We start from the raw sequence: 11888 nt of genomic DNA, 5'->3' as shown, positions 1-11888 counted from the left end.
CGTGTTCAGTTCCCGCATAGAGTGTGTTGAGTGAGTGTCGCGCTCGGAACAACCCGCCCGCTACCGGTTCGCACCACCCCCGTCGGCGACCCCGGTGACCTGCTGGCATCCCTCCCGAAGACGGCGCCCTACGCCTGGATCAGGAACGGCGAGGGCCTGGTGGGATGGGGTCAGGCCGCCCGCGTCGCCGTGCCGCCGGGCCCCGGCCGCTTCGCCTGGGCCCGCGAGTGGCTGCGCACCGTCCTCGGCGACGCGCCCGCCGACGACGCCGGGCGCTCCCCCGGCTCCGGCTCCGGTCCCGTGGCCTTCGGCAGCTTCACCTTCGACGAGGACGCCCCCGGGTCGGTGCTCGTCGTCCCCCGCGCCGTGCTGGCCCGCCGCGGCGGCCGGGCCTGGCTCACCACCGTCGGCGAGGCCCCGCTGGAGACGTTCAGCCCCATCCGCGAACCGGGCCGCATCAGCTACGGCGACGGCAGCCTCACCGCGCCCCAATGGGAGCACGTCGTCGCCCGGGCCGCCCGCCGCATCCGCGACGGCGAGCTGGAGAAGGTCGTGCTCGCCCGCGACCTGCTCGCCACCGCCGAGCACCCCATCGACGTGCGCCTGCTGCTGACCCGGCTGGCCCGGCGCTACCCCGAGTGCTACACCTTCTCCGTGGCCGGGCTCGTCGGCGCCACCCCCGAACTGCTCATCCGCCGCACCGGGCAGGAGATCGAATCCCTCGTCCTGGCCGGCACCACCGCCCGCGGCACCGGCCCGGCCGACGACGTCGCCCGCGGCGCCGCGCTGTTCGCCTCCCCGAAGGACCGCCACGAGCACGAGTGCGCCATCGCCTCCGTGCGCCAGACCCTCGCCCCGCTCTGCGCCTCGCTCGACACCCCCGACGAGCCCGAGCTCCTCGTGCTGCCCAACGTCCAGCACCTGGCCAGCCACGTCACCGGGCGGCTGGCCGACGGCGCGTCCGTGCTCGACGTGGTGGCCGCCATGCACCCCACCGCCGCCGTCGGCGGCACCCCGACCGACACCGCCATCAAGGTCATCCGCGAGCTGGAGGGCATGGACCGCGCCGGCTACGCGGGCCCCGTCGGCTGGATCGACGCCCACGGCGACGGCGAATGGGGCATCGCCCTGCGCTCGGGGCTGATCGAGGGCAACCGCGCCCGGCTGTTCGCCGGCGGCGGCATCATGGGCGACTCCGACCCTGCCGCCGAACTGGCCGAGGCCCAGGCCAAGTTCCGCGTCATGCAGTACGCGCTGGAGGGCTGAACGACCTCAGCCCGGCACGTGCACGCCCTCGCCCACCTCGACGCGTGCCCGGCCGGCCGTCAGCGCGGCCACCCACTCGGCGAACGCCGCCACCTCGTCCTCCCCCACCGCCACCGCGAACGTCACCCCGGCCGCGTAGGTCACCTCGCGCAGCGCGTAGCGGGAGGCGCGCAGGTCGTTCTCCACCCGGCCCGCCTGGTCGTGGGCCACGGAGACGCTGACCAGCCTGGCCGGGACCATCCGCACCGGCTGCACCAGGTCGAGCGTCTCGGTCACCGCTCCGCCGTAGGCGCGCACCAGCCCGCCGGCGCCCAGCAGCACGCCGCCGAAATAGCGCGTGACCACCGCGACCACGTCGTTGAACCCCCGGCCGACCAGCGCCTGGACCATCGGCGTGCCCGCCGTGCCGCCGGGTTCGCCGTCGTCGTCGCCCTTCTGCAGCCGCTGCCCGATCACGTACGCCGTGCAGTTGTGGGTGGCGCCGGCGTGCTCGCGGCGGCGGCCGGCGATGAAGGCGGCGGCCTCCTCGACGGTACGGGCGGGGGCCAGCGCGCAGACGAACCGGGAGCGGCGCACCTCGGTCTCGTGCTCGACGCCGGCCGCGAGGGTGAGGTACGACTGGGACACGTTCGCCAGGCTACCTCCTTTACGTTGTAGATTCACTGGACCGGGTTTGAGCGGGATGCACGGGAGGCGCCCCTCCGCTGTGCGGGACGCACACGACCGATGCGCCGCCCGGCGCATACGGTGCGGCGCATGACCTATCGCGTCGCCATGGACATCGGCGGCACCTTCACCGACGTCGTCTGCTACGACGAGCGCACGGGGGCCGTCACCGCCTCGAAGGCGCCCACCACACCGGGGGACCTGGCCGAGGGCGTGTTCGCCGCGCTCGGCCGGGTCGTGGACGACCCCGCGGCCATCTCGTTCTTCGTGCACGGCACCACCCAGGGCCTCAACGCGCTGCTGGAGCGCAAGGGCGCGCGGGTGCTGCTGCTGGCGAGCCGGGGCGCCGGGGACGTCTACCGGATCGCCCGCGGCAACCGCGACCGCATGTTCGACCTGCGCTACCGCAAGCCGTCGCCGCTCGTGCCGCCCCGGGACGTCATGGAGGCCGGCGGCCGCCTGGACTTCCGGGGCCGCGAGCTCGAACCCCTCGACGAGGAGGCGGTGCGGCTGGCCGCCCGGCGGGCCCGTGAGGAGGGCTTCGACGCCGTCGCCGTGTGCCTGCTGTTCTCCTTCGCCGACCCGGCGCACGAGCTGCGGGCCGGTGAGATCCTGCGGGCCGAGCTGGGCGAGGACGTGCTCGTGGTGCTCTCGCACGAGGTCGCGCGGGAGTGGCGCGAGTACGAGCGCACCTCCTCGGCGGTGCTGGAGGCCTACACCGGGCCGGTCGTGCGCCGGTACCTGGCCAGGATCGAGCGGCGTTTCGCCGAGCGCGGCCTGCCGGTGCCGGTGCACGTGATGCAGTCGTCGGGCGGCCTGGTCAACGCCTCGTACGCGATGCGGCGGCCGTTGCAGACCCTGCTGTCGGGGCCGGTCGGCGGCACGATGGGCGGGGTCGCCGCGGCCCGCATGCTGGGCCGGGAGAACGCGATCTGTGTGGACATGGGCGGCACCTCCTTCGACGTCTCGCTCGTGGTGAACGGGCGTCCCGACGTCAGCGCCGAGGCCCGCATCGAGGGCTACCCAGTGCTCATGCCCGTCGTGAACCTGCACACCATCGGCGCGGGCGGCGGCTCGATCGCCTACGCCGAGGCGGGCGCGCTGCGCGTCGGCCCCGAGTCGGCCGGGGCCGTGCCCGGCCCGGCCTGCTACGGCCGGGGCGGCACGCGGCCCACCGTGACCGACGCGAACGTGGTGCTCGGCCGGGTGGACCCGGCCTGGTTCGCGGGCGGGCTGATGACGCTGGACGAGGAGGCGGCCGGCGCGGCCGTGGTCACGCTGGCCGAGGAACTGGGCCTGGACCCCCTGCGGCTGGCCGAGGGCGTGTGCGACGTGGCCAACGCCAAGATGGCCCAGGCGATCCGCACGCTGACGGTCGAGCACGGGGTCGAGCCGCGGGAGTTCGCGCTGGTCGCCTTCGGCGGCGCGGGGGCGATGCACGCGGTGTTCATCGCCCGCGAGCTGGGCATCGCCGAGGTCGTCGTCCCGCGCTTCCCGGGCGCGTTCTCGGCCTGGGGGATGCTGGAGGCGGACGTGCGCCGGGACCTGACGCGGCCCTGCTTCCGGCCGCAGGACGCGCTCGACGGCCCCGGCATGTCCCGGCACCTGGTCGCCTTGGAGCGGGAGGCGCTGGACGCGCTGGCCGGGCAGGGCGTCCCGGAGGAGCGGCGCAGGGTCGAGCACGCCGTGGACCTGCGCTACGAGGGCCAGGACTACACGCTCACCATCCCGCTGCGCGACGCCGCCGAACCCGGCGAGCCGGGCTTCCTCGACACGATCGCGGCCCGCTACGCCGAGGCCCACACCAGCCGGTACGGCCACGCGACCCCCGAGGCGCCGGTCGAGTTCGTCATGCTGCGCAGCACCGGGTTCGGCTCGTTCCCGCGCGCCGCCGCCACGGCCGCCGAGGCGCCGGAGGAGACGGCGGCGGGCGTCCGGGACGTGATCTTCGACGGCGTGCCGCACCGCACGCCCGTGCTGCGGCGGGCGGGCCTGTCCGGCTCGTTCGCCGGGCCCGCGATCGTGGTCGAGGAGACCGCGACCACGGTCATCCCGCCCGGCTGCCTGGCGGCCATCGACGACAACGGCTTCCTCATCGTGAAGGTGGACGTCCAGTGATCGACCCAGTGACGACCGAGATCATCCGGTGTGCCCTGTTGCAGGCCGCCGAGGACATGAACACCACCCTGATCCGCAGCTCGTACACGCCCGTGATCTACGAGGCCAAGGACTGCGCGGTGGCGCTGCTCGACCGCGACCACAACGTGCTCGGGCAGTCGTCCGGGCTGCCGATCTTCCTGGGCAACCTGGAGGTGTGCACCCGCGAGACCGAGCGCCTGTACGGCCGCGAGGTGTGGCAGGAGGGCGACGTGTGGGTGCTGAACGACTCCTACGTCGGCGGCACCCACCTCAACGACGTCACCGTCTACGGCCCGATCTTCGCCGACGGCGAGCTGGCCGGGTTCGCCGCCTCGCGGGCGCACTGGCTGGACGTCGGCTCCAAGGACCCCGGCGGCTCGATGAACTCCACGTCGATCTTCCAGGAGGGCCTGCGGCTGGGCCCGGTCAAGGTGTACGCGGGCGGGCTGCCGTGCCGCGACCTGCACGAGGTGATCGCCAGGAACGTGCGCTTCCCGCACGCCACGCTCGGCGACATGCGGGCCCAGGTGAGCTGCGCGATGACCGGGCAGCGGCGGCTGCGGGAGATCGTCTCGCGCTGGGGCCTGGAGACGGTCATGGCCGCCCGGGACGAGATCTTCGCCCAGACCGAGCGCATGGAACGCCAGGCCATCGCCGCCATCCCCGACGGCGTGTACGAGGCGTCCGGCTTTCTCGACAACGACGGCATCGACCTGGACACGCCGCTGCCGGTGAACGTGACGGTCACGGTGTCGGGCGAGTCGATGCACGTGGACCTGACCGACTGCGCCGACCAGGCGCTCGGCCCGGTCAACTGCGGCGCCGCGCAGGCCGTGGCGGCGGTGCGGGTGGGGTACAAGCTGCTGGTGTCGGGGGACGTGCCGCTGAACGGGGGCTCGTTCCGTCCGCTGAGCGTCGAGACCCGGCCGGGTTCGATGCTGGCCGCGCGGGCCCCGGCGGCGTGCCAGTACTACTACTCCCATCTCGGGCTGCTCATCGACCTGGTGGTCAAGGCGCTGGCCCCGGTGCTGCCGGGCAAGGCGGCGGCGGCCTCGTACGGGGACTCGATGATCGTGCAGTTCACCGGGACGGACCCGCGCACCGGCAAGCTGTACGTCTCCCAGGAGGCCACGGTCGGCGGCTGGGGGGCGTGGGAGGGCGGCGACGGCGAGTCCTGCCTGATCAACAACGTCAACGGCTCGCTGCGGGACATGCCCATCGAGGTGCTGGAGACGCTGTTCCCGGTCCGGGTGCGCCGCTACGAGCTGCGTCCGGGCACCGGCGGCGCCGGGCAGTGGCGCGGCGGCGACGGCGTGGTGCGCGAGTACGAGTTCTGCGGCGACACCTCGCTGTCGCTGTGGTTCGAGCGCTCGGTCACGCCCGCGTGGGGCCTGGCCGGCGGCGCGGCGGGCGCTCCCCCACGGGTGACGCTCAACCCGGGCACGGCGGGCGAGCGCGAGATGCTCAAGGTCAACGCGCTGCCGGTGTCGGCCGGTGACGTGCTGCGCTGCGAGTCGGGCGGAGGCGGCGGCTACGGCCCCGCCGATCGCCGTTCCCCGCAGGCGCGGGCCGTCGACCTGGCCGAGGGCATGATCACGAACTGATCCGCGTCCGCCCGAAAATCGCACGGATTGTTCCCCGGTCTGTGAAGATGATCGACAACGCGGGGGCACGCGCGGCCTGGGGAGGCTGTGTCCCCGCCATGACCATCTTCACGAGGGGACTTCCATGACCATGTTACGAACGCGCCTTCTGGCCGGCTCCGCCGCGCTCGCCGCGGGCCTGGCCGGCGTCGCCGTGCTGACGCCGGCCGCGCCCGCCTCGGCCGCCAGGGTGGAGGCCGCCTGCTCCGACGCCGCCGGCGACGCCGCGGCGATCCAGGCGGCCATCGACTCCTCCAAGGACGGCGACGAGATCGTCATCAAGGGGCCGTGCCTGATCGACGCCACGATCAGCCTGGCCGACCGGCGCACCTACCGGGGCGACGCCAAGGCCGGCACGGTGCTCAAGCAGGCCGACGGCGCCAACCTGCCCGCGGTGCTGGCCTCCAAGGGCTGGCTGGAGGACACCGAGTTCAGCGGCGAGAGCGTGCGCGTCGAGCGGCTGACCATCGACGGCAACCGCGACCACAACACCGGCACGGTCGGCCTGCTGCTGCGCTCGTGGAACACCCGGGTCTACGACGTGGACATCTACGGCACGCCGTCCGACGGCATCCGCATCAGCAACCCGTCCAGGAACGGCACGACGCTGCGCAACACCATGGTCAACAGCGTCATCAGCGACGTCTACATCGAGGGCGCCGCCGAGGCCGGCATCCGCGTCGTCGACCCGGGCAACTCCGTCACCGACTGGACGCTGCAGCGCTCCTGGATCGGCTTCAGCGGCACCAATGCCATCCAGAGCGACAACGCGGCCGGCTGGACGATGAGCGGCCTGCACCTGTACGGGACGCCGAAGAACGCCATCGACGCCCACCGCTGCTTCGGCACCTCGATCCAGGACAACTACATCGAGGACTTCGGCTCCGAGGGCACGGCGGGCCAGACGTACTACGGCATCCGCTGCGACCTGCAGGGCGATGCCGCGACCACGATCACCGGCAACCGCGTGCACAAGTTCCTGCCGCACCCGAACGCGCTGGCCGAACTGCGCAAGGCCCGCCAGAGCGGTGCGGCGCCGCCCGAGCGCAAGATCGCCGCGACCGGCCCGCTCCCCGACGGCGTGGACTTCGTCTACCTGGCGCTGAACGAGGTCAACTACGGCGCGGGCCATGCCGCGATCACCGGCAACACCGTCGTCGGCCACGGCACCAAGCGCGAGACCGGCATCCTGCTGGCCAAGGGTGAGGGCGAGTCGATGTCGATCGCCTCCTCGGGCAACCTCCTCGACGGCGTCGGGAAGCGGCGCAAGGTCGGCGCGGGCGTGCACCTCACCAGGGGCTACTGACCCGAAGCGCCGCCCCCCCGGTTCAGCGCAGCAGCACGTGGCAGGCGAGTTGGAGCGCCAGCCGGGTGGCGGCGTCGTCCAGGTCGAAGCCGGCGGCCTTGATGCGTTCCAGGCGGGTGGTGACCGTGTTGCGGTGCACGCCCAGGCGTTCGGCGGCCTTGAGGGCGCCGCCCTCGTCCAGGACGGCGGCCAGCGTCACCAGCAGCGTGCCGTCCTTGTCGACGGCCAGCAGCGGCTGGAGCACGACGGCCGCGGGCGCCCGCAGCACCCCCGCCGGGAGCGCGCCGAGCAGCTCGGCCGGTCCCATCCGGTCGGCGCGGGCCACCGTGCCCGCGCCGGCCACGAACGCCGCCGCCTCGGCGCCGAGCAGCGACTCCCCCACCGCGTCCAGCCCCTCCACCGCGGCGCCCACCCCGGCCGCGCACGGCCACGGCATGCTCTCCACGCAGCGCCGCAGATGCTCGGCGAGCCCGCCGGGCGGCTCCGGCGACCAGCCGGCCCACCCCTCGCCGCGCCGCAGCACCGGCACCTGGCCCAGCGCCGCGGTGACCAGCGCCTGGACGAGCGGCCCGTCGTCGGCCAGCGCCCCCACCGGCCGGACGTGGTAGGCCGTCAGCGCCCCGCGCACCGCCCATCCCAGCGCCACCGCCTCCGCCGGGGCCCCTTCCAGCCAGATGCCGCCGTCCCCGGCCGGCTCGTGGGCGGGCCGTCCTTCGGCGAGCAGCCGCCGGGCCAGCGCCGACTGCAGGGCGAAGTCGCGTGAGGCGCGCAGGCGTTCCTGGGCCGCCCACGCCGCCAGCGGCGCCACCGCCAGGCCCAGCACGGTCCGCACCACCGCGGGCCAGCCGGGCGAGCGCGACGTCCCCGCGGCCACCAGCGTGCCGAGCGCGGGGCCGTCCTGGCCGGGCACCTCGACCTCGGCCGCCCACCGGGAGCCCGACGGCCGGGGCTGCTCGTGGTCGCCCGGCGCGCGGGCGGCACTCTGGCGGCCGGCGACGTGCAGGCCGTACCGGTCGAGGAAGGCCACCGACGTGCCGGGCAGCTCGGCGTTGAGCACCCCGAGCACCCGCCGCGCCGACGGGCCCGCGTCGGCCAGCCGGGTCGCGCAGCGGGCCACGAGCTGGGTGCGCGCCGCCTCGGGACGGGAGGCCGCCGAGGCGACCCGGACGGCGACGATCAGCGGGTCCTCGTCCACGAAGATCAGGGTGACGCCGAGCCGTTCGGCCAGCACCTCGCCCGACCCGGCGCTCAGGCCGCCCGACGGCGCGATCACGCAGGCCGCCGCCTGCTCCCAGGCCCGGCGCATGGCCATCTCGACCGCCCAGCCGCCGCCGGCCGCCGCCCCGATCAGCACGACCGCCGTGTGCGGCGTCACCGCGCCGAACACCGACAGGTCGTCCACGATGCGGACCTGGTGCACGGGGTTGTCGCCGCTGCCGTACATCCGGGCCCCGGCCAGCGGGCCGGTGTTGACCAGCTCCGCCACCGTGACCGGCGCCTCCCAGCCCGGCTCGCGCAGCCCGCTCACGGCGACGCCGCCCGCTGCTCGAACGGGATCCCGAAGGCCCGCAACCCGCCCAGCGCGAGCCCCCGGCCCGTGTGCCACACCGGCGCGGCCTTGACCACCATGACCTCCACCTCCATGCCGGGCGCCGCCTTGTCGACGTCCACGACCAGGCCGTCGGCGGACGCGATCATGCAGATCTGGTCCGGCGCCATCGCCACCGGGGCCCCGTCGGCCAGGGCGAGCACGATCTCGTTGTGCGCCTCCAGCCGGACGAGCCTGCGCAGCCCGGCCGACTCCTGCACCACGATGCTGGAGGGCAGCGAGGGCATGGCCACGTCGGCGCCGTGCCCCGTGCTGCCCTCGACGGCCAGGATGCGGCCCGCGCACAGCGTGCGCACCCCGTACGGGGCGGCCGCCGAGCGCGGCGCGCCGGGCGCCCCGGCCGCAAGCAGCAGGCTGACCGTGCCCGGTACCAGCACCCGGGCCAGGTCCCGCGCCGCCATCGGGTAGCAGGCGGCCACCGCCCACCCGCCCACCGCCAGCACGACCGGACGCAGCAGCTCCTCCACCCGGCCGCCCGCCGTCTCCAGCAGCACCAGCTCCCCCGACGCCCCGGCCAGCGCCAGCGGGGTCGCGCTGAGCCCGCCCAGCGTGTACGTCGTCTGCTCCACCAGCGGGAACACCCGTCCCGTCCCGTCGCCGTCGACCAGCGGCACGCCCAGGGCCGCCGCGGCGACCAGCGGGATCAGCGCGTTCTCGGCCGCCAGGTTGAGCGCCACCACGGCCCCGGCCCGCTCCCCCAGCCGCCGCTCCAGCGCCCGCACCGCCCGTACGGGCTCGTCGCCCGCGGGCAGTTGCTCGCCGAGCGCCGTGGTGGACCCGGCCAGGCTGACCACCATGCACAACGTCCCCGGGTCCAGCTCGCCGGCGGCGGCCAGCTCGACGCCGTCGCCGAGCACCGACTCCGCCCAGGCGAAGGTGAGGCTGTAGGAGGACTCACCGGCGCCCGTGGCGAACAGCCGCGACCCCGCCGAGAAGCGGCGCAGCTCGTCGGGGCCGATGAGCCGGGTCACGGCGTCGCGCCTTCCGCCGTGACGCGCACCCGGTAGAAGCCGTCGGGCAGGTAGGACAGGGGGTTGACGATGGTCTCGGCGATGCGGGCGAAGCCGGGGGCGGCGCCGGCGCTGACCACGCGGGTCAGGGCCTCGTCCCTGGCGTCCTGCAGCGCCCGGTCCAGCTCGGCCCGGCCGCGCGCCTGCACGATGCGCTCCACCTGGGCCTCGGGCCGGGCGAGCGCGGCCCCGTAGGCGGCGGCCAGCAGGTCCTCGCCCCCGCCGCCGGGCTCGATCACCTCGAACGGCGCCGGGCGGTCCGCCGTGGCCAGGGCGGACCGGCCGCGGCGCAGGCTGGTCGTCCCGCCGCGGTCGCAGGCCCGCGGGTAGCGGCGGAAGTAGTGCGCCGACACCAGGCCGCTGCCCGAGCGGGCGAAGAACAGCGGCACCCCGGGCAGCTCCCGCGCCACCCGGTCGGCGATCCGGCCGGCCTCGGGGCCGAGCGCCGCGTTCCTGATCGCGTGCGCCTCGCGTTCCCGCAGGCCGGGGCGGCCGAACTCGTACGACAGCGTGATCCGGGCCGCGGGCACCTCCGCCGCGATGATCGCGGCCACCGCCAGCTCGTGGTCGGCCAGCATGGGCGACCCGGTCGCCGTCACGGCGAAGTCGATCAGGCCGCAGCCGGCGGCGAACTCGCGTACCGCGCCGGTGTCCAGCGGCGCCAGCGGGCGGCCGGTCAGGCTGTGCCCGCCGCGCACGATCGTCGCCACCCCCGGCTCGGCCACCGGCCGCAACACCGGCGGGCACGGGCCGCCGACGCGGATCGCGGCCACCGGCGCGCGCGGCATCCCGTCGAGGTCGACCGCCACGCAGGCGCGTACCGCCTCCGACGGCGGCGCGCCGTCGCCGACGGCCACCACCGCCGGCGACGGCCCGTCCAGCGCGACGCCGAGGATCACTCCAGCTCGCGCCCTTCGGTCTCGGGCAGCGGCACCGCCAGCAGCGCCGTGACCACCATGAACGCGTTGATCACCAGCATCGTCGCGGTGAAGCCGGTGGCGTGGGCGAGCAGCGCGCCCACGGCCGACGGCGCGACCGTGGTGGCCACGAGCTGGGACGCCGTGGCCCAGGAGTAGCCGGTGCCGCGCAGGGCGGTCGGGTAGAACTCGCCGTTCCAGGTGTTCCAGACGCCCCACGCGCCCAGACTGAAGAACGACAGGACGAAGTTGCCCACGTACAGGCCGGGCAGGCTGCTCGCGGTGGCGAACCACAGGCCGCCCAGCACGGCCGCGACGACGTAGAACAGGAAGACCTTCTTGCGGCCGAACCGCCCGGTCAGCAGCGACGCGCTCACGTAACCGGGGATCATCATCAGCGCGCTGAGCGCGGCGAAGCCCAGCGAGGCCGACAACGACAGGCCCTTGGCCTGGAGCAACGTCGGCAGCCAGGTCTGCAGCCCCCAGTAGCCCCAGTTGAAGACGAAGTTGAGCGCCAGCATGAGCACGGTGATCCGGGCCAGCCGGCCGCGCAGCAGGTCCATCGGATTGCCCACGCGGCCGCTCGCCGCCGTGCCCGCCATGGTGAACGTCGCCTCGGCGTCGGGGCTTCCCAGGGTGCGCAGCACGGCCCGCGCCTCCTCCTGCCGCCCGCGCGCGGCCAGCCAGTACGGCGACTCCGGCACCCACGCCCTGATCGCGAACGCCCACAGCCCGGCCGCCGCGCTGGCGATCACCACGACGTGCCAGCCGAGGCCGCCGAGCGTCACCGAGGCGGCGATGGCCGCCAGCATGCCGATGGGCCAGCCGATCGACAGGTACACCGCCGCCCGCCCCCGGTGCCTGGTGGGCAGCAGCTCCAGGAAGAGCGGGAAGGTGATCGTGTAGACGCCGGCCAGCGCGAGCCCGGAGCCGACGCGCAGCGCGACCAGCGTCGCCAGGTTCGGCGCGAACGCCGAGGCGAACGCGATCACGCCGTAGGCCAGCAGCGACCAGAACGCGGTCGGCTTGCGCCCGATGCGGTCGGCGAGCGGCCCCCAGACCAGCACGCCGGGGATCATGCCGAACGCCACCGCCGACAGCACGACGCCGATCCCGGCCTCGTCGATGCCGAACGCCGGGCCGAGGTCGCCGGAGACGTAGACCAGCGCGAGCTGCTCCCACGACTCGATGACGAAGGCGATGAACAGCGCGAGCGCGATGAGCACGTGCCGGCGGGAGAACGGCATCCGGTCGAACGCCGCCCCGATGGGGAGCGTCGGTGCTTCGGTGGCGGTCATGCAAGGCTCCTCGGAGGGGGGCGCGAAGTATTGC

9 protein-coding genes are annotated in these 11888 nt (G+C 74.8%); 4 read left to right on the top strand and 5 right to left on the bottom strand.

Annotation, left to right across the window (positions count from 1 at the left end; genetic code table 11):
• Positions 1–30 precede the first annotated feature (30 nt).
• Positions 31–1266 (top strand): isochorismate synthase, encoded by a 1236-nt coding sequence (locus AB0J97_RS32515; RefSeq protein WP_357706895.1) that lies wholly within the window; start codon positions 31–33, stop codon positions 1264–1266.
• A 6-nt stretch (positions 1267–1272) separates the two neighbouring features.
• Here AB0J97_RS32515 and AB0J97_RS32510 read toward each other — a convergent pair whose 3' ends face one another.
• The gene (locus AB0J97_RS32510; RefSeq protein WP_364095727.1) at positions 1273–1893 is read right to left on the bottom strand and encodes a YigZ family protein; all 621 of its coding nucleotides are present in this window, start codon (positions 1891–1893) and stop codon (positions 1273–1275) included.
• A gap of 129 nt (positions 1894–2022) precedes the next feature.
• Here AB0J97_RS32510 and AB0J97_RS32505 point away from each other — a divergent pair, with 129 nt between their 5' ends.
• From AB0J97_RS32505 to AB0J97_RS32495, 3 genes are all read left to right on the top strand, one after another.
• The gene (locus AB0J97_RS32505) at positions 2023–4050 is read left to right on the top strand and encodes a hydantoinase/oxoprolinase family protein (protein WP_364095724.1); all 2028 of its coding nucleotides are present in this window, start codon (positions 2023–2025) and stop codon (positions 4048–4050) included.
• Positions 4047–5675, top strand: a complete 1629-nt coding sequence (locus AB0J97_RS32500) for a hydantoinase B/oxoprolinase family protein (RefSeq protein ID WP_364095721.1) — start codon at positions 4047–4049, stop codon at positions 5673–5675. Before AB0J97_RS32505 ends, AB0J97_RS32500 begins: the two co-directional genes overlap by 4 nt.
• A 124-nt stretch (positions 5676–5799) precedes the next feature.
• Complete coding sequence (locus tag AB0J97_RS32495; protein ID WP_357706899.1) at positions 5800–7020, top strand: right-handed parallel beta-helix repeat-containing protein; 1221 nt, start codon at positions 5800–5802, stop codon at positions 7018–7020.
• 22 nt (positions 7021–7042) lie between these two features.
• On the opposite strand, the gene AB0J97_RS32490 is transcribed toward AB0J97_RS32495, so the two are convergent.
• The 4 genes from AB0J97_RS32490 to AB0J97_RS32475 are packed head-to-tail and all read right to left on the bottom strand — an operon-like array spanning position 7043 to position 11854.
• Positions 7043–8548 carry a helix-turn-helix domain-containing protein gene (locus AB0J97_RS32490; protein WP_357706901.1) on the bottom strand — a complete coding sequence of 502 codons (1506 nt, stop codon included), beginning with the start codon at positions 8546–8548 and terminating at the stop codon, positions 7043–7045.
• Entirely contained in the window at positions 8545–9600 is a 1056-nt protein-coding gene (locus AB0J97_RS32485; protein WP_364095716.1) for a DUF917 domain-containing protein, read from the bottom strand. Before AB0J97_RS32485 ends, AB0J97_RS32490 begins: the two co-directional genes overlap by 4 nt.
• Positions 9597–10538 carry a hypothetical protein gene (locus tag AB0J97_RS32480; RefSeq protein ID WP_364095713.1) on the bottom strand — a complete coding sequence of 314 codons (942 nt, stop codon included), beginning with the start codon at positions 10536–10538 and terminating at the stop codon, positions 9597–9599. Before AB0J97_RS32480 ends, AB0J97_RS32485 begins: the two co-directional genes overlap by 4 nt.
• Entirely contained in the window at positions 10535–11854 is a 1320-nt protein-coding gene (locus AB0J97_RS32475; RefSeq protein WP_364095710.1) for an MFS transporter, read from the bottom strand. Before AB0J97_RS32475 ends, AB0J97_RS32480 begins: the two co-directional genes overlap by 4 nt.
• Between the last annotated feature and the right edge of the window lie 34 nt (positions 11855–11888).

Origin of the sequence: Nonomuraea sp. NPDC049607 (assembly GCF_040675375.1) — a bacterium.
In the GTDB taxonomy this organism is placed as follows: domain Bacteria; phylum Actinomycetota; class Actinomycetes; order Streptosporangiales; family Streptosporangiaceae; genus Nonomuraea.
The sequence above is the reverse complement of the archived record's forward strand: the minus strand, read 5'-3'. Positions and strand labels throughout refer to the sequence as shown.

Coding starts and splice junctions, on each gene's coding strand:
- AB0J97_RS32505 (WP_364095724.1), top strand. CDS start 2,023: ATGACCTATCGCGTCGCCATGGACATCGGCGGCACCTTCACCGACGTC.
- AB0J97_RS32495 (WP_357706899.1), top strand. CDS start 5,800: ATGACCATGTTACGAACGCGCCTTCTGGCCGGCTCCGCCGCGCTCGCC.
- AB0J97_RS32475 (WP_364095710.1), bottom strand. CDS start 11,854: ATGACCGCCACCGAAGCACCGACGCTCCCCATCGGGGCGGCGTTCGAC.